We start from the raw sequence: 19,950 nt of genomic DNA, 5'->3' as shown, positions 1-19,950 counted from the left end.
GTCTAATTCAAGGTTAGGGAGCACGATATGGACTGGAATGTGACAGCCGGAATGATCCTGATGGGCGTGTTCGCTGCGGCGGCCTTCTGGATTATGATGCGTGAGCGCCGGTATATCAAAGATGTGGCGAGCCTGAGCGCGGAAGACATCCGTTGGTTCAATTCGCAGCCTCTGTCCGGCGATGCCTATTTCGGCGAAAAGGCGGACGAAGCCGACGACGCGGGGGATGATCCTTCGAATGGCTCGACCTGAAAGCGAGCGCAGTTTGGCGTATGCGAAACAGTCCGCCGCTTCGAATGCGCCGCTGCGCTGATCAGTAGTCCCGACACTCGACCACTTTCTTATCCTGCGCAGATGTCGCGGTAGTCGTCCGGCTCTCGGTGAAGCGCGAAGTTGAAGACGTTCTCGCGCAGCTCGCGGCAGCGGTCGAGGTCGATTTCCGCCATCGCCAGCTCATCGCCGAACCCTTGGGTCTTGGCGATGATCTCGCCGGTGGGCGCGATGATGCATGTGCCGCCGATCAGGTCGCAGCCCTCTTCGCGCCCCGCTTTCGCCGTGCCGATTACCCAGCACCCGTTCGCATAAGCGCCTGCCTGCATAGACAGGTGGTTGTGGAAGTCCTGCAGGTGGTCATGCTCGGGCGCGAGCGGATAATGCACCGGCGTATTGTAGCCCAGCATCACCAGTTCCGCCCCGCGCAAGCCCAGCACACGGAAAGTCTCGGGCCAGCGGCGGTCGTTGCACAGGCACATGCCCAGCTTGCCGCCGAAGCCGTCGAACACCCCGAAGCCGAGATTGCCATGTTCGAAATAGCGTTTCTCCAGATGCTGGAAGGGGCGCCAGTCTTCGTATTCCGGATGGCCGGGCAGGTGGATCTTGCGGTATTTGCCAATGATCTGGCCGCTCTTGTCGACCATGATCGAGGTGTTGAAGCGGCGCTTCTGGCCGTTCTCGTAGGCGATCTCCGCATAGCCGAGATAGAAGCCGACGCCGAGTTCGCGGGCGGTGTCGAACAGTGGTTGAACCTCGGCGTTCGGCATCTCGGTTTCATAGAAGCTGTCGAGCTCGGCCTCGTCTTCGATCAGCCAGCGCGGGAAGAAGGTGGTCAGCGCCAGTTCGGGGAAGACGACCAGTTCCGCGCCGCGCCGATGGGCTTCGATCAAAAGCTTCTGCATTCGCGCCACGGCAGAGGCACGCGGCTCGTCACGCGCAATCGGTCCAAGCTGTGCGGCGGCGGCAATGAATTTGCGGGTCATGGCAATTGTCCTGTCTCGATCGTTTGAAATTCGGGCGCGTCCTGAAGCTCCGCCTGCTGGCAGACGACATCCATCAGCACCTGTGCCCCGCCCGCGATGTCCGAGGGGGCGGTATATTCGTGAATGTTGTGGCTGATCCCGTCCTTTGAGGGCACGAAGATCATGGCCGAGGGGCAATTGGGCGCGAACATCTGCGCATCATGGCCTGCGCCTGAAGGCATACGGCGATGGCGCAGCCCGCGTGCTTCGGCGGCAGCTGCGACACGGTCGACCAGCGCCGGGTCGAACTCCACCGGCTCGAAGCGGGCCAGCGTTCGGCGGGTGATCGCGCATCCCCCGGCGCGTGCGAACTCCTGCGCTGCGCGCCAAAGCCGGGTCTCGGCCTTTTGCAGCGTAGCCTCGTCGGTATGGCGCAGATCGACGGTCATCACAGCCTCTTGCGGCACCACGTTGACCAGATCGGGCGAGACGCGCATACGACCCACGGTCGCGACCTGTGGCGGCCCGTGATCTGCAGCGATCTGCTGAGCCTCGACTGCGATCCTTGCCATCACGGCGCCCGCATCGTGGCGCAGCGCCATCGGCGTCGTGCCCGCATGGGCCGAGGCGCCTGTCACGGTGATCTCGGTCCAGGAAATGCCCTGCACGCCGGTGACGACGCCGATCTCCAGCTCCTCGGTTTCCAGCACCGGGCCCTGTTCGATATGCAGTTCCAGATAGCTGTGCGGTTTCAGCGCGCCGACCGGGGCGGGGCCTGCGGCATCAATGGCGGCGAGCGCATCGCGCAGGCGCACCCCGTCGATGCCTTCCACCTCCAGCATCTCGTCCAGCAGCAGCGCGCCTTGCGCCACCCCCGAGCCCATCATGTCCGGGGCGAAGCGCGCGCCTTCCTCATTGGTGAAAAACGCGACCGCAACGGGGCGGCGGGTGCGCGCGCCAGCGACATTGAGCGCCTCGATCACCTCCAGCCCGGCCAACACGCCAAGGCTGCCGTCATAGAGACCGCCCGTCGCGACCGTGTCGATATGCGAGCCCATCACGACTGGCGGGCCGTCTTCCTCGCCCGCGCGGATGCCCCAGCAATTGCCGATGACGTCCGTGGTGATCTCGAGACCCAACTCGCGCATCCAGCGCATTACGAGGGCGCGGCCTTCGGCGTCTTCAGGGCTGAGCGCGAGGCGCTTCACGCCGCCTCCGGACAGGGCGCCGATCTGCCCCAGCCGGTCCAGTCGCGCCATCAGGCGCTCAATGTCGATGGTGATACTCATGCCGCGCCTCGCACTTCAGCGGCGCTGCGACCGACGAGGGTCTTGAACAGCGCGGCGTCGGTGTCGCCTTCCGTGCCGAAGCACAGGATGCGCGAATGCGCGTCGATCCCGAGGGCCTTGCGCGCGTCGTCATTCGCGGCAGCTGCGAGGAAGGCGGCGAGCCCCGCCACAGCGGATTCTCCGGCGGCCACCGGCGGATCGTCCCCCTCGGGGTTGGCCAGCGCGCGCATCACCGCAACGGCATCCGGGTCGGCCACGGACATCACCGCGAAAGCCAGCGGCTCCAGCACGTCCCAGGCCAGCAGCGAGACCTCGCCACAGGCCAGACCCGCCATCAGCGTATCCAGATCTCCCTCGACGGCAGTGGGTTTGCTTTCGCGGATCGTCTCGAGCCAGCAGGCCGATTGGTCGGGATCGGCGAGAATTACCCGCGGGGCTCCCGGGCCATAGCGGCGCGCGAACTGCGCCGCGACCGCCGCCGCCAGCCCGCCGACGCCGGTCTGGATGAAGATATGGGTGGGCGGGAGGCCAAGCGTATCAGCCGCTTCCGCCGCCATGAGCTCGTAGCCCTGCATCACGTCTTTCGGGATTTCGGTATAGCCCGGATAGGAGGTGTCGGAGACCACGAACCAACCTTCGCGCGTTGCGGTGTCCTGCGCCTCGCGGACGCTGTCGTCGTAATTGCCGGCGCAACGGCGGACCTCGGCGCCGTAGGCTTCGATCGCCTCCTTGCGGCCCTCGGAGACGGTGGCGTGAATGAAGATCACACAGCGGCAGCCGAAGCGTTGCGCGCCCCATGCGACCGAGCGGCCGTGATTGCCGTCGGTCGCGCAGCAGACGGTCAGTTGCGAGACGATGTCCGCATATTTGCCCGCGACGATGTCTTCGGCGCTGGGCTCGGGTATGTCCTTCGCCTTTGCGATCTCCCGGGCCAGAAGCCGCAGCACGGCGTAGGCGCCGCCAAGCGCCTTGAAGCTGCCCAGACCAAAGCGCCCGCCCTCATCCTTGAACTGGATCTCGGCCACGCCCGCCTTGGCTGCCATTGCGGGCAGCGAGACGAGGGGCGTCGGCGCGTAGCCATCCCACGAAGAAATCGTGCGCTTGGCCAGATCGAAGGCCGCATCGCTCAAAACGGCCTCCTGCTTGGGCCCATAGCCTTTCGCGGTGTCGTAATGCGGGTTCAGAATGAGCTCGTTGGACTGCCCCTCTCCGAGGGCATTTTCGAAAATCATGATGGGGTCCTTGTGGTTGGTCATCGCGCTCAGGCCCCCGTCTTGGAGGCGCGGCGGCGGATCAGTTCGGCCAGCGCCACGAGGGCGATGTTGCCGAAGACGATCATCACGGCGAGCGCGTTGAGTGAGGGAGACAGCGCGAAGCGGAAGTCGGAGGCGACGAGCACCGAAAGCGGTTGCGCGCGGCCCGAAACGAAAGCGGTCAGGACGTATTCGGCCGAGGAGAGCACGAAGGCTACGACCCACGACGCCATCAGCCCGTTCGCCATGAGCGGCAGCACCACGCGGCGGAAGGCCGAGAGGCCGGAGGCGCCCAGATCGGCTGCGGCTTCCAGCAACCCGCGATCGATGCGGATCAACACCGAGGCGATCACCAGCGTCGAGAAGGGCAGCACGATCACCGTCTGCGCGGCGATTACCGTCAGCAGGCTGCGCGCCACCCCGGTCTCGTTGAACATGATCAGCTGCGCCACGGCGAGGATCAGTTTCGGGATCAGGAAGGGCGCGAGCAACAGCACCGCGAAGATGCCGCGCCCACGCATCGGGTAGAAGCTGATCGCCAAAGCGGCGAGCCCGCCCAGAAGCGTCGCGCAGATCGCGACGGGGAAAGCGACGCTCAGCGTGGTCAGGAAGCCTCCACCCAGGCGTCCGTCGCCCATCACCTCGGCATACCATTTCAGGGTGAAGCCCGAGAAGGGCAGGGACATGATTTTGGAGTCGTTGACCGAAAACAGCGCGATCATCGCGATCGGCAGATACATAAAGGCGAAGACCGACCAGACCCAAAGCGTGGAGAGGCGCGACATGTCAGGACCCTCCCACAAGGCTGGAGCGGCGGATCAGCATCGCGCCCACGGCAAAGAAAGCCATCAGGATCGCGAGCATCGTCCAGGCGATGGCCGAGCCCAGCGGCCAGTCGAAGGCAGTGCCGAAGAGGTCGTTGATCGCGGAGATCACGGTGATGCCCGAGGCCCCGCCCAGAAGTTGCGGCGTGAGGTAATCGCCGACCACCATCACGAAGACCATCAGCCCGCCGGCTACCAGGCCGGGGAAGGTCAGCGGCAGGGTCACGCGGGCGAAGCGGCTGGGGCTGCGCGCGCCGAGATCGGCGGCGGCTTCCAGCCACGCGTCATCGAGACTCTCGAAGGCGAGCCACAGCCCGATCACCATGAAGGGCAGGTAGTTGTAGGTCAGCGCGATATGGGTCGCGAGCGGTGAAAACAGCAGCCCCTGAATGGGCGCGTCGGAGACACCCGCCCAGATCAGCGAGCGGTTAATGACCCCTTCGGCGCCCAGCAACACGCGCCACGCAAACACTCGCACCAGATCGCCGGAATAAAGCGGCACCAGCAGCAGTGTCAGCAGCGCGGATTTCATAGCGCCCGCGCGTTTGGCAAGGAACCACGCGACCGGGTAGCCGATCACGGCGGTGATCGCGACCACGAGCGCGCCCGAACCAAAGGCTTTCAGGATCAGCCCGCGATAGGTCGCAGAGCCCGCGATCTTTACGTAATTCGCGAAGGACGGGTCGTAAGAGATCGCGACGAAATCGACGCGGAAGAAGCTGTAGGCAAAGAGGATCAGCAGCGGCGCAACGCAAAGCGCCAGCAGGAAGGCCGTCACCGGGGCGGCGAGCAGCGTGCCGACGCGCAGGCTCATGGCTTGGCCTCCGTAGTCTGCCCTGCCTTCTGTTCCGCCTCGGCTTTCGCGATCCAGACCTGCGCGGGATCGAAGCCGATGCGGATCTCCGCGCCGATCTCGGGCACGTCGTCATGGCCGACCGTCAGCGCCAGTGTGGTGCCCGCGGCCTCGGCTTCGACCAGCCACTCCGCGCCGCGATAAACGGCATGTGTCACGCGCGCGGAAATCCGGCCCTGCGGGTCGAGGAACAGTTGCTCGGGGCGCAGGCAGAGCACGGCGGGGGAGCCGGCTTGCAGACCGCGCACGCCGGGTGTCGCGAACTGGCCCAAGGAGGTTTCGATCTCATAGGCCCCAATGGCGGTGTCGGTGATCTCGCCCGGCACGCAGGCCGCGCCCCCGATGAAATCGGCCACATACGCGGTCTCGGGACGGCGATAAATCGTATCCGGCGCGCCTTGTTGTTCGATGATCCCGTCACGCATCACGATGATCCAATCCGAGAGCGCGAAGGCTTCTTCCTGATCGTGGGTGACATGGAGAAACGTTATTTTCAGTCGCCGCTGCAGGTCTTTCAGCTCGATCTGCATGTCCTTGCGCATCCGCCGGTCGAGGGCGGAGAGCGGCTCGTCCAGCAGGAGAAGGCGCGGCTCGTTGGCGATCGCGCGGGCCAGCGCCACGCGCTGTTGCTGCCCGCCCGAGAGCTGGCGCGGACGGCGGTCGGCCATCGCGGTCATTTGCACGGTTTCCAGCGCCGCGCGGGCCTTCTCGCGCTCTTCCCTGCGGCTCAGACCCTTGTAGCGCAGCCCAAAGCCCACGTTTTCGAGCACGCTCAGATGCGGGAAGAGGGCGTAGCTCTGGAAGACGGTGTTGATCGGGCGGGCGCTTGGGGACACGTCGTTGATCTTCTTTCCGTCAAGCTCGAGCATCCCCTCGCTCACCTCCTCGAACCCGCCGATCATGCGCAGGATCGAGGTCTTGCCGCAGCCCGAAGGCCCCAGCAGCGTGACATAGGAATTCTCGTCGAGCCGGAAATTCACACCGCGCACGGCCTGCACGGTGCCATATGTTTTGCGAAGGGCGCGCGCGCGGAGCAGGGGCATTGTCTGCCCCTGCCCACCCGTCGGCCCGGAACCTGCCTCGGTCATTCTTAGCTGGCCTTCACTTCGTTCCAGAGTGCGACCCAGTCGTTGTAGCGCGGCGGATTTTGCTTCCAGACGAAGTTGTCCATCACCGACAGATCCTTGATGAAGATCTTTTCCTGCTGGGCTTCGTCGATCTGGTCGCGCGCGGCGGAGGTCGATTGCGCATAGGGACCCCCATAGGCGAGTTTCTTGCCGTAGGTCGGGCCGAGCAGGTAGTTCACCAGTTCAAACACCGCATCACGGCGCGCGCCCTCGACGCCTTTCGGAACGGCGATCGTATCGCACCAGCCGATGACGCCTTGCTTGGGCTTGGCCATCCCCATTTCGAGACCCTTTTCCTTCAGGTCGTAATAGGGCGGCACCCAGGAGAAGGCGCAGACCACTTCGCCGGTCGCGAAGAGATTGGTCAGGTCGCCGATTGAGTTCCAGTAGGTGCGCAGCTTGCTCTTCTGGATCATCAGCACCTTCTTCACTTCGGCGAGCTGCTTGTCGTCCATCGTGAACATCTCGTCGCGCGGGATGCCCAGATACATCGCGGCGATCATGATCCCTTCAAGCGCGTAATCGCGCATCGCGAGCTTGCCGTTGTATTTGTCGCCTTCGAAGAAGACGGACCAATCGGGCTCTCCATCCATCAGGTCGGCGCGATAGACGATCGGGTTGATGCCCCAATAGAAGGGGATGCCGTAGGTCTGGCCGTCCGTCTTGCCCAGATTGGTCTTCTTGAACGTGTCGTAGAGGAGCTTCGCGTTCGGCACCTTGTCGAAGTCGATCGGCTGCAGAAGATCAGAGGCGGTGTAGTAGGACACCTTGTCGAGGCCGGGCGTGATCAGATCGACCGAGGAGGCCCCGCCCGCGCGCAGTTTCGCGAATTGCTCGTCATCGGTGCCGATGAAGGTTTTGGTCAGGTCGACGTCATGGCTGTCGAGGAAGGGCGCGAGATAGTCGTCCTTAGCGAGGTTCTCCCAGGTCATCCACAGAAGATCGGTCGCGGCCAGCGCTCGTCCCGCCGGGCCGAACGCCCCGAGAGCGGTGCCCGCAAGCGCAGATTTCAGGAATAGTCGGCGATCCATGGCATATCCTTTCGCTGCATGAGATGGCGAGGTCACCTTCGCAGGAAAGAATTATTTCACAAAACTCTAAAAATGAAAATACGCTTTCATTCGGGCCATGCGCAGTTTTTAGGCGCTATTTGTCCTGTTTTGCAGCCTTGGTGAGCGCCTCAAGGCTCTCCGGGGGCGGTCCGAGGTCGTCGAAACGCGCATGAAGGTCCTCGATCCGAGCGAGTCGTTTCCGGGCTTCGGGGCCAAGCGAGTCCACCAGACTCGAGCAGAGGAAGTTGATCAGGCTCATCGCGACGACCGTGCTGTCGAAGATGCCCTGACCGCGATTGTGACAGCGTAGAGTGATCGTCGCGTGGCGTGCGGTCTGTGCCACGGTAGGGTCGCCGATCAGGATTGTCGGAATGCCCGCCTCGCGCGCGACAGTCATCACTTCGCCGAGTGCGCGCGGCCTGCGCCGCAGCCCGATCGCAAGCAGCACATCGCCGGGCGCGAACCCCGCGACATCCTCGGCGAGCGACGCGCCCTCATAGGGCAGAAGTTGCACGTCCGATTTCAGATTGAGCAGCAGGGCGCGGGCGTAGATCGCAAGCGCCCGCGAATTGCGATAGCCCAGAACCCAGATCCGGCGCGCCGAGGCGAGGTGCTCAACCGCGTCGCGCACCGCCTCCTCCGACAGGATCTCGGTGCTGCGGGTCAGGTTCTGCATGTCCTGTGCAAAGTGATCGGCGAGCTGTCCCGGCGCGGTGCCGTCGCTCAACTCGCTCAGCGGCGAGCCCCAGCTACCATTGCGCCGCGAATGCAGCCGCGCCTCGTTGTAATTGCGATAACCCAGCCGCTTGAAAAAGCGCGCCGCCGTGGCCGAGGAGATCCCCGCGCTTTCGGCGAGTTCCGCCGCCGTGTAGCTCGACAGGGTCGATTGCGCTTCGAGCACGACCTCGGCAAGGCGTTTCTCGCTGGGGGTCAGCTCGGGAAAGATCGCCATGATCCGCATGTCGATCGGGTCATCTCCCGACCCGGGTTGCGCCTCGGGGGACATCTCTTGCGTCACATCGGCCTCGTCTCTGCTCGAGCCCAAGTCTTGTTGCAAGCGGACGCGGTTTTCAAGCGATGCCTGTGCGCGGCGGGTTCGACGTCCTCATCTCAACTGGACGTGACGCCCGCCGAAAGTCTCGGAATTTCCGTCGTCCCTTTGTCACAAGCTCTCAGCCATCCGGTTTTCCAAGCGCCGGACTTCCTCCAGCAACTGACGACAGAATTCTGTTGTCAGCAGCGAGACCGGGCGGTGCGCTGGCGTGAGTATCGAGATGCCACTTGCAATGCGGGGGCGAAACCTTCGGAAGACAACTTTGGGGCCCGTAGGGGGCGCATGCAGGTAGCTATCTGCGGTGATCATGTCGCAGATCATGTAGCAAAGCCCGGATGCGACAAGCGTTAGGCCTGGAAGGAAGGTCTGGAGTTCGAAGCGTCTCTTCAACGCGCAATTCTGCGAGGCAAAGGCGGCACTGGTCTGAACAAAGCTCGGATGTTCATCGAATAGGGTGGCCATGGGTAAGCCATGCAGATCTTTTGGCGTGATTTCGTCCGCTTCTGCAAGTGGGTCGTTCTCCGGGACTGCGCAGAGGTGCTCCAGTTCGAAGTCTTCTTGCCTGATGGAATTTCGCGGTTCCGGTGTTTCGGCGAAGCCCACATCGAACTGTTGCGAGGCGACGAGATCTTCGATCACTGCTGACGAGCGCATCATTACCGTCGCCTCGACATCGGGTTTTCCCCGCAAGAACTCACCGAGAATGCGCGGCACGAATATCCCGGACGCCGCCGGATGGCTGGCGATCTTGAGACGCCCGTGGTTGTGAGCTGAAAGGCTCCGCAGGTTCGCACGTGTGCGGTCGATCCGCAGAAGTATGGCTTCGGCTTCTTCGGCGAAGAACAAGGCTTCGGGGGTCGGTAGAAAGCGTCCCGGGCCGCGGTCGAAAAGTGAGAACCCCAATTCGTCTTCAAGTCCCGCAATCATGGAGCTGACCGCGGGTTGCGTTCGTCCGAGATTGCGCGCGGCTTCGGAAATCGAACCCGACCGCATCACTTCTCGAAAGGTCTGTAGTTGCCGGACGGTGAGGTTCATTCCTGCCCCATAAGGTGACTTTATGAAATCAGCGATTTTTTCAATTTGCATCTATAGGAGGGTTTCCGTCAATTAGCTCGCAACAGAGAAGCCGAAAGGCTCCAGGGAGGCTTAATGGAAAAAATCGCGAAATATGTCCTGACTGCGCTGATATGTTCTGTCGCCTTGGGGCAATTCGTGCAGGTGATCACGCGCTATATCTTGCAGGTGCCAGTCATGGGCCTCGACGAGACGATGCTCTACCCCACGATTTGGCTCTACATTCTGGGCGCCGTAAACGCTTCGCGCGAAAACACCCATATTCGCGCCAATGTGCTTGAGATCTTCCTCAAAACGCCGCGCCAGCATGCTGTTCTCGCCGTGATCGGAGAGATCGCGAGTCTCGTCGTAGGGCTATGGCTGTTGATCTGGGCTTGGGATTTCACGGCCTATTCCTGGCGCGTCTGGCGCACGAGCCCAACGCTCTACATCCCGACCTTCTATGCGGATGTGGCGCTGGTGCTCGGGCTGGCTCTGATGATGGTTTTCACCGCTTTGCACCTGATCACACATATCCGGGATATCCGGAATGGGGAGTTCCACCATGGTTGAAGTCGCACTCCTCGCCGTCGCCGCGCTCGTGATCCTTCTGACACTTGGCGTTCCTCTGCCCTACTGCTTCGGCGGTGCCTTGATGGTGATGTATTTCGTCGGCGACGTGATCATGAAGGGCAATGTGCTCTGGGGCATGCAACAATTGAGCAACCCGGTTCTGTTGGCGATCCCGCTGTTCGTTCTTGCCGGAACGATCATGTCCGAGAGTGGAATTGCCGCTTCGCTCCTGCGCTTCGTCAATGCCTTCATCGGTCATGTAAGGGGCGGCTTGGGTGTCGTGGCTGCCGTTTCCTGCGCGGTGATCGGCGCGATCTCTGGGTCGGGGTTGACGGGTATCGCTGCGATCGGTCCCCTCTTGATCCCAGAGATGGAGAAGCGTGGCTATCCGCGTGAATATGCCACCGCCTTGATCGCGAATTCTTCGATCCTCGGGCTGCTCATTCCGCCCTCCGTGACCATGATCGTCTATGGCTGGGTCACGGACACGTCCATCTTGGCCTGCTTCCTCTCGACGCTTTTGCCGGGGTTGTTCATCATGTTCAACTTCTCGGTCGTGAACATCTTCATGTCGCGGAAATTTCCTCTCATCCTCGATGACAAGCCGAGCTTCTCCGAGCTCTCCGGAGAGGTCGCGCGGCGCGGTATTCACGCCTTTCCGGCGCTCCTGATGCCGGTAATCATCCTCGGAGGAATCTATGGCGGCGTAATGACCCCGACCGAGGCTGCGGCCGTTTCCGTAATCTATGCGATCCCCGTAGGTTTCCTCATCTACAAGGGTCTGCGCTGGTCGAATTTCCTCGAGGCCGGGAAGGAAGCAGCCACGGCCGTCGGCGCAATCATGATGATGATCCTCTTCTCGATGATCCTCAGTCAGATGTTCGTGCTGGAGAGTGTGCCGCAGCAATTGGTGCAAGCGATCTTCGAGATCACCCAAGACAAGACAATCCTCCTGATCCTCATCAATATCTTGCTGTTTTTCGTTGGGATGGTCGTCAATGACGTCACGGCGATCATCTTGATCGCGCCGCTTCTGCTTCCGCTCATGCAAGCGATTGGCGTCAGCCCGGTGCAATTCGCCGCAATCATGGGGGTCAACACCGCGATGGGCGGGGTCACACCGCCCTATGCCTCGATCCTCTATCTCGGTGCGCGCATTGGCAAGGTGAAGGTCACCAAGGTTATTCCGCCGGCGATGATCCTGATCGTCACGGGCTATGTGCCGGTGGTGTTCCTCACCTCTTTCTGGCCAGGGCTTTCGACCTGGCTGCCGAGTGTCTTCGGCTACTGAACCAACCAATCACAACAGGGAGACTAACGATGAAACATTATTTTCTAAGCGCCGCCACTGCCGCCCTCGTGGCCGTTGCGGGACCCGCTATGGCGAAGGAGCTCAAGCTGAGTGACGTGCGCCCGGCTGACGCCACGATCAACAAAGAGCTTGCCGCCTTTGCGGATGATGTGAAAACGGGCACCAACGGCGACGTAACCATCAAGCTCTTCCCGTCTTCCGAACTAGGCAACTACACCACTGTGCAGCAGCGGGTCTCGGTCGGCGCAGTCGATATGGCTGTTCAACCTGCCGCGACCGATGCCGATCGGCGGATGCAGATCAGTTCGTTCCCCTATTTGGCCCAAAACTGGGCGCAGGCCAAAGCGATTTACGGGCCCGGTGGGATCATTCGCGACACCATGGCGGAGCTTTACCAGAAGCAAGACATCACAATGCTCGCGGCTTACCCGGTCTATTTCGGTGGGATCGCACTCAACCGTGAGGCGGTGTCGCCTGGCCAACCGGACGTCAAGAAGGGCATCAAGGTTCGCGTTCCCGGCATCAAGAGTTTTCAGCTTCTTGGTGAAGCCCTTGGCTACATCCCTGCGCCGATCCCGTTCTCGGACGCTTTCACTGCCGTTCAGACCGGGGTCGTTGACGGCGTGATCGGTTCGGGGGCCGAGGGCTACTACGCATCGTTTCGGGACGTGACGCAGACTTACATCCCGGCCAATACCCATTTCGAGGTCTGGTATATGATTATTTCGAACGAGACGCTGAACGCGCTTTCGCCCGAGGATCAGTCAGCTCTCAAGGATGCAGCGAAGCAATTCGAAGCGACCCGCTGGGGCGTGGCTCAAGAGGATCAGGGCAAAAACGAACAGAAGCTCGCGGATGCGGGTGCCTCGATCGTCAAACTCTCCGATGACCAGCTCGCCGCGATGGCCAAGAAGGTGCGGGCCGAGGTCTGGCCGGTGATCCTGAACGATATCGGTAAGGATTGGGGCAATGGGATCCTGAAACAGGCCGAGACCGCACAAGGCACCAACTGATGACGGCGCGAGCCGGCGCGCGGAGGCGCCGGCTCGCGAAATACTGAAACCGTTCCGAAAAGAGCAAGACGATGGATGCGGATTACGCAATCATAGGCGGCGGCGTCGTCGGCCTGTCGGTGGCTTATGGCCTGACGCGACGCGGTCTGAAGGTCATTGTCATAGACGGTGAAGACGACGCTTACAGGGCGAGCCGAGGGAATTTCGGACTTGTTTGGGTCCAGTCCAAAGGTATCGGCGCGCCGCACTACGCCCGTTGGTCGCAGCGGTCCGCTGCCGCATGGGGCGATTTCGCCAAGGAGCTTGCGGCGGAGACCGGTCACGATCTCAGCTTGCGGCAAGACGGTGGCTATGACTTCCATCTGAGCGAAGAGAGCCTGGCCGCAAAGGTCGCGCAATATGAGGCGCTCAAGGCCGAGCTCGGTGGCGACTATCCATTCGAAGTCCTCGGCCACAATGCACTCAAGCGCGAAGAACCTGCGATCGGCCCGAAAGTAGCCGGCGCAATCCTTCACCATCAAGACGGTCATGTGAACCCGCTGCTGCTGTTGCGCGGTCTCGCAGATGCCGTGCGAAGGGCTGGTGCGACGGTCATCATCGGGGACCGAGTTTCACGGGTCGAAGAAGGATTTCGGCTCACGCTCGCTTCGGGTCGTCGCGTTGATGCCGGCAAGGTTGTCCTGAGCGCCGGTTTGGGGGCGCAAACGCTTGGACCCGCTTTGGGTTTTCGCGCTCCGATCCGGCCGCAACGCGGACAGGTTCTGATCACTGAGAAGCTTCCGAAACTGATGAACAGACCCTCGGGTATCATCCGACAAGTGAACGAGGGCGGCATTCAGATCGGAGATAGCAAGGAAGAAGTGGGCTTCGATGATCATGTGACCGTCGAGACGATGTCGACAATCGCGCAGCGGGCGGTGACCGTCATGCCCGCGCTTTCCCGAGCGCAGCTCGTGCGCAGTTGGGGGGCGCTGCGTGTGATGACCCCCGATGGGCTTCCGATCTATCAGAAATCCGAAACGATGCCCGGAGCAGCGATGATCACATGCCATTCCGGCATCACACTCGCAGCAGCACATGCGCGCTTCCTGCCTGCTTGGCTCGAAGAGGATGCGGATGCCCCAGACTTGGAGAAGTTCAGTGAAAAACGCTTCGCTGTTTGAGCCGATTACCGAAGGCAACTGCCCGCGGGTCCGGGTGACCTTCGATGGGCAGGATTACGACCTGCCAGAGGGCGTGTCGCTTGCGGCTGGGCTGCTTTCCGTGGGTCGTCTCAGTCTCCGAAATACCCCGGTCTCCGGGGCCGCACGCGGCCCGTTCTGCATGATGGGCGCCTGTTTCGATTGTCTCGTCGAAATCGATGGCGTGATCCGTCAGGCGTGCATGATCGAGGTGTGCGATGGGCTCGTTGCCAGCCCTGCCGGGCGGAAGGAGGACGATTGATGGAGACATACGATCTAGCCGTTATCGGCGCTGGGCCAGCCGGGCTCGCTGCCGCAGCAGAGGCAAGTGCCGCAGGGTTGAGTGTCGTGCTTCTCGACGAACAGCCGCGGCCCGGCGGCCAGATTTATAGAGAGGTCGATCGTGCCGCATCCGTGCGCGGAGCAATCCTAGGCAAGGACTACACGCACGGACTCAGCCTGACAGGTGCCACGCAAGCCGAAAACGTCACGTATATGTCCCGCACGACGGTTTGGGACATGACCCCAGAGGGCGTGCTGAGCTTTACCCGCAACGGGGCGGCAGGCTCTCTACGCTTCGAGCGGTTGCTGATCGCCACCGGCGCCCTTGAGCGTCCGATGCCCGTGCCTGGCTGGACTTTGCCCGGCGTAATGGCTGCGGGCGCGGCTCAGATCCTGCTCAAGCAGTCCGGCCTCGTTTCACGTCGTGCTGTGCTCGCGGGATCGGGCCCGCTACTCTACCTAGTGGCTGCGCAGATGGTGCGCGCTGGATCTCCGCCGCTGGCTCTCCTTGAAACGCAGGGACAGCCGTATTCTGCACTTCGATATGCGCCGCGCGCACTCATGGGCTGGCGTGTCCTCGGCAAGGGAATGAGGCTTTTGGCAGAGTTGCGCCGCGCCGGCGTTCCCCGCTACCGCGGCGTGCGCGCCATCTCGATCGAAGGCGAAGGGCAGGTGAATAAGGTTCGGTTCGAGGAAAAAGGACGAACACGAGAGATTTCCTGCGATACAGTCTTCCTGCATCATGGCGTCGTTCCAAACGTCCAGGCGAGCCGGGCTTTGCGGCTCGATCATGACTGGTGCGAGGCGCAGGCTTGTTTCCAACCGCGCCTCGACGACTGGGGGCGCTCGAGCGCGCGAAACATTTTCATTGCCGGCGACGGGGCGGGGATCGGGGGCGCGATTGCCGCTGAACACGCGGGCAGGCTCACGGCGCTCGAAATTGCACGAGATCTTGGCGCGATCGAAGTCGTCGATCGGGATCGGCGCGCGGCGCCGATCCGTAGGGCACTCTTGGCAGAGCGCGCGGTGCGCCCTTTCCTCGATGCTGCTTTTCCACCCTATTCCGAAGCGATTGCGGACGACACCATCATATGTCGCTGCGAAGAAGTCACAGCTGGTGCCATACGTCGAGCAGCCTCGCTCGGATGCGCCGGCCCCAACCAGTCCAAAGCTTTCAATCGAGCGGGTATGGGCCCGTGCCAAGGGCGTTATTGCGGTCTCACCGTGAGCAAGCTTCTCGCAGAGGTGAATGGCGCTTCTGTGGAAGCGACCGGGTATTATCGACTGCGACCGCCTATCAAGCCAGTGACCCTCGGAGAAATCGCGCAGATGACACACCCCAATGAACCGGAGAAAACAGGATGATTGACCGCATTGAGACGGGGGCGCGCATGAGCAAAATCGTGCGCCACAATGGCGTTGCTTATTTGTGCGGGCAGGTGGGTGCCGGCGCCGACGTGGCAGAACAAACCCGAGATTGTCTTTCCAGAGTTGACGCCCTTCTTGCTCGCGCGGGCTCGTCGCGCGATCAGATGCTACAGGTTATCATCTGGCTGGCCGACATGGCCGATTTCGATGCGATGAATGCAGTTTGGGACGAATGGGTGCCGGAGGGGGCGGCCCCCGCACGCGCGTGCGGTGAAGCCAAGCTGGCACGCGCGGAGCTGAAAGTGGAAATCATCGTCACGGCGGCATGCGCCGAATGAACAAGTTGGGTTTGGTTTGACGTCCCGCCCGCCTAGGCGGGTATAGGCTCAGGGCCATGAGAGCCTCCAGCACTCAGGCAATTATCTGACTTCAGGCGTCTGGCCAAATCGGGGTGCTCGTTTCGCGACATCCAGACGCCCTTCGCTTCCCTATTTCTCAATGCTTTGCAGACGGCATGGGGTGCTCGAGCAACAACATGCAGCGTCGCGTTCCGAGAACCCCTGAAGCCACCCCCATGTCGTTGGTCGAGCACCTACAGACCGGGAAGTGTGCCTGCTCGCACGAAAGGGGTGCGGCTTATTGTGTGCGTGCCGTGGTTCGAGGCCGGTGGATGTAACCCAGTCAAGATTTAGGCGGGCGCATTGCCGTGTTTAGATCTGAAGCGCTCATGGAACCGCGCAGGCTACCCTCGGCATAGGGGCGGACCATTTCGATCAAGGGCATTTGGGCGCGCATCCGCACACTCAGGAGCGCGGTGCCGCTGATCTTGCGTTGCACGAACAGGGTTTGCGCGGGCGGCAGATGCCAGTTCGCCCGATCCGCCATGATTGGGGCCGCGCGTTCGCGCAACGCCTCGACGAAACTGCGGTCGGAGAAGTCGAAGAGCGCGCCCTCGGGCCGGCTTCGCGCGACATGCGCGAGCAAAATTTCGATCATCTCGTCGAAGGTGCCACCGTGCCGGGTCAGCTGTGCCTCAGACACGAAGCCAATCTCCAGAAGGGCCATGCGCAGCTTTGCCGGATCTTCGTCGAGCCCCGCGCGCAGCAAGCGCCGGTAGGAGGCTGTCGTCTCGGGCGGAATCGACCGGGCTGCGCCGAAATCCAGCAGCACGATCCGGCCTTGCTCTTTCTGCCAGCGGAAATTGCCGAAATTCGGATCGGTTTGCATGTAGCCGAATTCGAACAGCTCACGCAGGACCAATGCGAGGAGCGCCGAGGTCACCTCGTCGCGCGTGGCCTGATCGGCCTCGGCCAGGGTTTCGATCGGGGCGCCCGCGACGAAATCCATTGGCAGGATCGTCGGGCGGAGTAGCTCTTCGATCGGTTCGGGAATCACGAAGCGTGGGTCTTCCTCCATCAGGGCGCGATAGCGGCGCATCTGTTCCGCCTCGCGGAGGTAATCGGCCTCCTCATGAAGCTGCCGCTTGGCCTCGGCCAGAAGCGGCCGGATATCGAGCCCGGCCGGCAGGAGTCCCGAATAGCGCAGGAGCGCCGCGACATTGTCGATATCGGCGTCGATGCTCGTCGCGACGCCGGGATATTGCACCTTCACCGCCAGCTCGCGCCCCGAATGGAGCACTGCCCGATGCACCTGGCCTATCGAGGCCGCCGCAATCGGGCGCGTCTCGAAACGTGCGAATTTTTTGCGCCAGTCCGGTCCCCATTGTGCCGCCAGAACCCGGTCCAGCTGTTTGGGCGGCATCACATTCGCCGCCTCGCGCAGCCGCGCAAGGATTTCGGTCAACTCGGGCGGTAGAACATCGCCTGCATCGAGTGAAATCATCTGCCCGAGTTTCATCGCGGCTCCGCGCAGCCGCGCCAGTTGATCGGTGACGCGGCGCGCGTTTGCGGGTGTCAGGATAAGGTCGGAAAGCTGCGGGCGCTCGCCCTTGGCCAGTTTGCGCGCCCCTTCGCCCAACGCTCCCGCCGCGATCCCGCCCGCCATCTGACCGAAGGCGGCGAACCGCGTGAGGCGCGTCTTGGGAACTCGGCGCGAACGATCTGTCATCGGGCGCGCACCGGATCAGGCGCGGACGAACCAGGTGGGAAAGTCGGGGTGGGGCGCAGGCGCATCGCGCGGAGTCTCCTGAGATCGGGTTAGTCTTTGTCTATACGCGCGCGCTCAGAAACGGGCTCTCTCGCGGGGCGGATCCGCCTCGCGCAGATCGCCGATCCGCTGTTCGATCGCCTCGAGCCGTAGCAACACCTCGTCGCGATAGGCATCGGTGCGCGTAGTCTCCTCTTCGGAATGGGCATCCTGCATCGAGTTCACGATCAGGCCCACCAGAAGGTTCACCACTGCGAAGGTCGTGACCATTATGAAGGGCACGAAGAATGCCCAAGCCAGAGGGTGAGTTTCCATCACCGGGCGCACAATGCCCATCGACCAGCTCTCGAGCGTCATGATCTGGAACAGCGAATAGGCCGATTGTCCGAGCGAGCCGAACCAGTCCGGAAAGCTCGTGCCGAAGAGTTTCGTCGCCATGACGCTCGCGATGTAGAAGATGATGCCCATCAGCAGGAATACGCTGCCCATGCCCGGCAGCGCATTGATCAGCCCCTCGACCACCCTGCGCAGGCGCGGCGCGACCGAGATGATGCGCAGCAGACGCAACACGCGCAGCGCCCGCAGCACGCTGAAGACCTGTGCGCCGGGCAGAAGCGACACGCCGACGATGGTGAAGTCAAAGAGGTTCCAGCCAGAGCGGAAGAAGCCCAGCCGCTGCACGAACAGTTTCAGCCCGATCTCGATCACGAAGACCGACAGACATAGCATATCGAGCAGCCGGATCAGATCGCCAGCGAGGGCCATCGCGTGTTCTGAAGTCTCCAGTCCAAGAAGCAACGCGTTGAACAGGATCACGCCGGTGATCGCGTTTCTAAAAGTCGATGTGTCGAGCATCATCGCGATCCGGTCGCGCAAAGTCATGCAGTCCCCCCGTCTTATTGGCCGGTGGGATATGGTCCCTGGGCAGGGCTCGCGCAACCTTACCCTTCAGCAATGAGTGCCTTGGAGAAAACGTTGCGCGCCGTGCCGCGACCTACCTCGGCGAATGTGACCTGACCAAGCCGATGGTGCGAATGACCTGGCCGCGCTGGAGTGGACGAGGCCAAGTCGTCATGAGGTTCGCCGACGTCGGACCCACAGTCTAGGGAGGCAAGCTGCGCCCCTGCGCTTGCGTTCCAGCACGTGTTGCGCCGAGAACTCCTGCGAGATTGGCAAGGCGCTGGCCCGGCGGCGGGTGACTTGCGTCAACACGTTCCCCGGCCTAGGCGGTGTAGCGCGGAAAGAGTGCAACTGGCGCAACGTTGGTTCAAGCAGATCATCCGTGGGATATCCGACCGAAACCTCTTAACAGCATTACTTCATGAGAGGTCTGCATGAGCCGACCGGAGAACTGTATCCAGAGGTAGGTATCCAGCCAAATCGGGGGTCGTTTCGCGACATCCAGACACATCTGGATTCTATATTCGTCAATTCCTTGCAGACGGTGTTGGGTGCGCTGAAACCCCAACGCGCATCAGCATTCCGCAAATGGGGGGATTTGAAAACTCAAGCGCAGGCAGAGGAGCCTCGTTCCCTCAAATCTCTACGCCGGCACACAGCGCAGTATTGCGGATATGCTCTCGCATCGCATCCGCGGCATCGCTCGCATTCTGCCGCGTGAGGGCTTCCAGGATCGCCCTGTGCTCTTTGATCGACGCGTTCATGCGGCCGACTTCGGTATTCGGGATTGGCACGCGCTGAGTCTCGGTCAGAAGGTCGCGCACGGATTGGTGCAGGCGGCGCAGCATGGCGTTGGGGCAGGTTTGCGCGATGATGTTGTGGAAGGTGAGATCGGCTTCGACATGGGTCACGAGATCTTCCTTGCGCCATGCCTGCTCGAATTCCTCCGTCGCACGCCGCAGTTCGTCGGCAATCTCGGGCGTAACGTGGGGGGCGGCGAGGCGACAGAGTTCGGCTTCGATCAGAAGGCGGGACTGGAAGACGTCGAGGATGGAATACTGCTCCTCGAAACGCCACTGATCCATCGCGGCGGGCTTGCCTGTCTGAGCGCCGGTCACGAAAGTGCCGCGAGCGGGGTAGGTGCGCACAAGACCGATCGTTTCCAGCGTCAGCAGGGCTTCGCGAAGGGATGCGCGCGACACGCCCAACTGTTCTGACAGCACGCGCTGCGAGGGCAAGCGCTCGTCTTTTTTCAGCGCTCCGGTGCGGATCATTTCTTGCAGCTGGCGCGCGACCGTCTGGGTGACGGGGCTTTTGTCGTTCGTGAAATCCATGCGACGCCTCTTAAGCTGGCAGTTATTAAATCTATAGCCCCCCGCGCCCGCCAACATCAAAGAAGTTCCTTGTCAGATCGGGGAAAGCATGTTTCAAAAGGTCAGACCGGTCTGACCGGTCATGCCAGTTAAGCAAAATAA

The 19,950-nt window shown here is 62.1% G+C and carries 20 protein-coding genes; 8 read left to right on the top strand and 12 right to left on the bottom strand.

Annotation, left to right across the window (positions count from 1 at the left end):
- Positions 1-27 precede the first annotated feature (27 nt).
- Positions 28-252: a hypothetical protein gene (locus tag B6V73_RS16300; protein ID WP_088719294.1), complete on the top strand. Its 225-nt coding sequence runs from the start codon at positions 28-30 to the stop codon at positions 250-252.
- An 89-nt stretch (positions 253-341) separates the two neighbouring features.
- On the opposite strand, the gene B6V73_RS16295 is transcribed toward B6V73_RS16300, so the two are convergent.
- The 9 genes from B6V73_RS16295 to B6V73_RS16255 all read right to left on the bottom strand — a co-directional run bounded on the left by B6V73_RS16295 (position 342) and on the right by B6V73_RS16255 (position 9,722).
- A complete protein-coding gene (locus tag B6V73_RS16295; RefSeq protein WP_075777094.1) occupies positions 342-1,256 on the bottom strand; it encodes an N-carbamoyl-D-amino-acid hydrolase in 915 nt (304 codons plus the stop codon).
- Positions 1,253-2,524 carry a Zn-dependent hydrolase gene (locus tag B6V73_RS16290; protein ID WP_088725775.1) on the bottom strand — a complete coding sequence of 424 codons (1,272 nt, stop codon included), beginning with the start codon at positions 2,522-2,524 and terminating at the stop codon, positions 1,253-1,255. The genes B6V73_RS16295 and B6V73_RS16290 overlap by 4 nt, the downstream gene beginning before the upstream one ends.
- Positions 2,521-3,756 carry a diaminopropionate ammonia-lyase gene (locus B6V73_RS16285; RefSeq protein ID WP_088725864.1) on the bottom strand — a complete coding sequence of 412 codons (1,236 nt, stop codon included), beginning with the start codon at positions 3,754-3,756 and terminating at the stop codon, positions 2,521-2,523. The genes B6V73_RS16290 and B6V73_RS16285 overlap by 4 nt, the downstream gene beginning before the upstream one ends.
- A gap of 29 nt (positions 3,757-3,785) precedes the next feature.
- A complete protein-coding gene (locus B6V73_RS16280) occupies positions 3,786-4,562 on the bottom strand; it encodes an ABC transporter permease (protein ID WP_088725774.1) in 777 nt (258 codons plus the stop codon).
- A 1-nt stretch (position 4,563) separates the two neighbouring features.
- A complete protein-coding gene (locus tag B6V73_RS16275; protein ID WP_088725773.1) occupies positions 4,564-5,415 on the bottom strand; it encodes an ABC transporter permease in 852 nt (283 codons plus the stop codon).
- Positions 5,412-6,497 (bottom strand): ABC transporter ATP-binding protein, encoded by a 1,086-nt coding sequence (locus B6V73_RS16270; RefSeq protein WP_088725863.1) that lies wholly within the window; start codon positions 6,495-6,497, stop codon positions 5,412-5,414. Before B6V73_RS16270 ends, B6V73_RS16275 begins: the two co-directional genes overlap by 4 nt.
- 47 nt (positions 6,498-6,544) lie before the next feature.
- Complete coding sequence (locus B6V73_RS16265) at positions 6,545-7,612, bottom strand: extracellular solute-binding protein (RefSeq protein WP_088725772.1); 1,068 nt, start codon at positions 7,610-7,612, stop codon at positions 6,545-6,547.
- 115 nt (positions 7,613-7,727) lie between these two features.
- Positions 7,728-8,651, bottom strand: a complete 924-nt coding sequence (locus tag B6V73_RS16260; protein ID WP_088725771.1) for a MurR/RpiR family transcriptional regulator — start codon at positions 8,649-8,651, stop codon at positions 7,728-7,730.
- Positions 8,652-8,795: 144 nt separating this feature from the next.
- A complete protein-coding gene (locus B6V73_RS16255) occupies positions 8,796-9,722 on the bottom strand; it encodes a LysR substrate-binding domain-containing protein (RefSeq protein WP_088725862.1) in 927 nt (308 codons plus the stop codon).
- 114 nt (positions 9,723-9,836) lie between these two features.
- Here B6V73_RS16255 and B6V73_RS16250 point away from each other — a divergent pair, with 114 nt between their 5' ends.
- The 7 genes from B6V73_RS16250 (at position 9,837) to B6V73_RS16220 (ending at position 15,807) form a co-directional block, all read left to right on the top strand.
- Positions 9,837-10,313, top strand: coding sequence for a TRAP transporter small permease subunit (locus B6V73_RS16250; RefSeq protein ID WP_075777101.1), 477 nt, complete (start codon positions 9,837-9,839; stop codon positions 10,311-10,313).
- Positions 10,306-11,604 (top strand): TRAP transporter large permease, encoded by a 1,299-nt coding sequence (locus tag B6V73_RS16245; protein WP_075777102.1) that lies wholly within the window; start codon positions 10,306-10,308, stop codon positions 11,602-11,604. The genes B6V73_RS16250 and B6V73_RS16245 overlap by 8 nt, the downstream gene beginning before the upstream one ends.
- 29 nt (positions 11,605-11,633) lie before the next feature.
- The gene (gene dctP, locus B6V73_RS16240) at positions 11,634-12,638 is read left to right on the top strand and encodes a TRAP transporter substrate-binding protein DctP (RefSeq protein ID WP_088725770.1); all 1,005 of its coding nucleotides are present in this window, start codon (positions 11,634-11,636) and stop codon (positions 12,636-12,638) included.
- Between the two features lie 71 nt (positions 12,639-12,709).
- Complete coding sequence (locus B6V73_RS16235; RefSeq protein WP_088722118.1) at positions 12,710-13,801, top strand: FAD-dependent oxidoreductase; 1,092 nt, start codon at positions 12,710-12,712, stop codon at positions 13,799-13,801.
- Entirely contained in the window at positions 13,779-14,081 is a 303-nt protein-coding gene (locus B6V73_RS16230) for a (2Fe-2S)-binding protein (protein WP_075777105.1), read from the top strand. Before B6V73_RS16235 ends, B6V73_RS16230 begins: the two co-directional genes overlap by 23 nt.
- A complete protein-coding gene (locus B6V73_RS16225) occupies positions 14,081-15,466 on the top strand; it encodes an NAD(P)/FAD-dependent oxidoreductase (protein ID WP_075777106.1) in 1,386 nt (461 codons plus the stop codon). The genes B6V73_RS16230 and B6V73_RS16225 overlap by 1 nt, the downstream gene beginning before the upstream one ends.
- On the top strand, positions 15,463-15,807 hold the full coding sequence (locus B6V73_RS16220; protein ID WP_088722115.1) for a RidA family protein: 345 nt from the start codon (positions 15,463-15,465) through the stop codon (positions 15,805-15,807). The genes B6V73_RS16225 and B6V73_RS16220 overlap by 4 nt, the downstream gene beginning before the upstream one ends.
- Positions 15,808-16,150: 343 nt before the next feature.
- On the opposite strand, the gene B6V73_RS16215 is transcribed toward B6V73_RS16220, so the two are convergent.
- From B6V73_RS16215 to B6V73_RS16205, 3 genes are all read right to left on the bottom strand, one after another.
- Positions 16,151-17,536: an AarF/ABC1/UbiB kinase family protein gene (locus tag B6V73_RS16215; RefSeq protein WP_088725769.1), complete on the bottom strand. Its 1,386-nt coding sequence runs from the start codon at positions 17,534-17,536 to the stop codon at positions 16,151-16,153.
- Positions 17,537-17,650: 114 nt separating this feature from the next.
- Positions 17,651-18,457 carry an ion transporter gene (locus tag B6V73_RS16210; protein WP_206185595.1) on the bottom strand — a complete coding sequence of 269 codons (807 nt, stop codon included), beginning with the start codon at positions 18,455-18,457 and terminating at the stop codon, positions 17,651-17,653.
- A 653-nt stretch (positions 18,458-19,110) separates the two neighbouring features.
- Entirely contained in the window at positions 19,111-19,809 is a 699-nt protein-coding gene (locus B6V73_RS16205) for a FadR/GntR family transcriptional regulator (protein WP_088722113.1), read from the bottom strand.
- Between the last annotated feature and the right edge of the window lie 141 nt (positions 19,810-19,950).

Origin of the sequence: Thioclava sp. JM3, from assembly GCF_002213185.1 — a bacterium.
Lineage (GTDB): Bacteria > Pseudomonadota > Alphaproteobacteria > Rhodobacterales > Rhodobacteraceae > Thioclava > Thioclava nitratireducens.
Note: the sequence above shows the minus strand (reverse complement) of the source record. Positions and strands in the feature narration are given on the sequence as shown.

Coding starts and splice junctions, on each gene's coding strand:
- B6V73_RS16280 (WP_088725774.1), bottom strand. CDS start 4,562: ATGTCGCGCCTCTCCACGCTTTGGGTCTGGTCGGTCTTCGCCTTTATG.
- B6V73_RS16225 (WP_075777106.1), top strand. CDS start 14,081: ATGGAGACATACGATCTAGCCGTTATCGGCGCTGGGCCAGCCGGGCTC.
- B6V73_RS16290 (WP_088725775.1), bottom strand. CDS start 2,524: ATGAGTATCACCATCGACATTGAGCGCCTGATGGCGCGACTGGACCGG.
- B6V73_RS16210 (WP_206185595.1), bottom strand. CDS start 18,457: ATGACTTTGCGCGACCGGATCGCGATGATGCTCGACACATCGACTTTT.
- B6V73_RS16255 (WP_088725862.1), bottom strand. CDS start 9,722: ATGAACCTCACCGTCCGGCAACTACAGACCTTTCGAGAAGTGATGCGG.
- B6V73_RS16295 (WP_075777094.1), bottom strand. CDS start 1,256: ATGACCCGCAAATTCATTGCCGCCGCCGCACAGCTTGGACCGATTGCG.
- B6V73_RS16205 (WP_088722113.1), bottom strand. CDS start 19,809: ATGGATTTCACGAACGACAAAAGCCCCGTCACCCAGACGGTCGCGCGC.
- B6V73_RS16245 (WP_075777102.1), top strand. CDS start 10,306: ATGGTTGAAGTCGCACTCCTCGCCGTCGCCGCGCTCGTGATCCTTCTG.
- B6V73_RS16270 (WP_088725863.1), bottom strand. CDS start 6,497: ATGCCCCTGCTCCGCGCGCGCGCCCTTCGCAAAACATATGGCACCGTG.
- B6V73_RS16300 (WP_088719294.1), top strand. CDS start 28: ATGGACTGGAATGTGACAGCCGGAATGATCCTGATGGGCGTGTTCGCT.
- B6V73_RS16265 (WP_088725772.1), bottom strand. CDS start 7,612: ATGGATCGCCGACTATTCCTGAAATCTGCGCTTGCGGGCACCGCTCTC.
- B6V73_RS16235 (WP_088722118.1), top strand. CDS start 12,710: ATGGATGCGGATTACGCAATCATAGGCGGCGGCGTCGTCGGCCTGTCG.
- B6V73_RS16285 (WP_088725864.1), bottom strand. CDS start 3,756: ATGATTTTCGAAAATGCCCTCGGAGAGGGGCAGTCCAACGAGCTCATT.
- dctP (WP_088725770.1), top strand. CDS start 11,634: ATGAAACATTATTTTCTAAGCGCCGCCACTGCCGCCCTCGTGGCCGTT.
- B6V73_RS16275 (WP_088725773.1), bottom strand. CDS start 5,415: ATGAGCCTGCGCGTCGGCACGCTGCTCGCCGCCCCGGTGACGGCCTTC.
- B6V73_RS16250 (WP_075777101.1), top strand. CDS start 9,837: ATGGAAAAAATCGCGAAATATGTCCTGACTGCGCTGATATGTTCTGTC.
- B6V73_RS16215 (WP_088725769.1), bottom strand. CDS start 17,536: ATGACAGATCGTTCGCGCCGAGTTCCCAAGACGCGCCTCACGCGGTTC.
- B6V73_RS16220 (WP_088722115.1), top strand. CDS start 15,463: ATGATTGACCGCATTGAGACGGGGGCGCGCATGAGCAAAATCGTGCGC.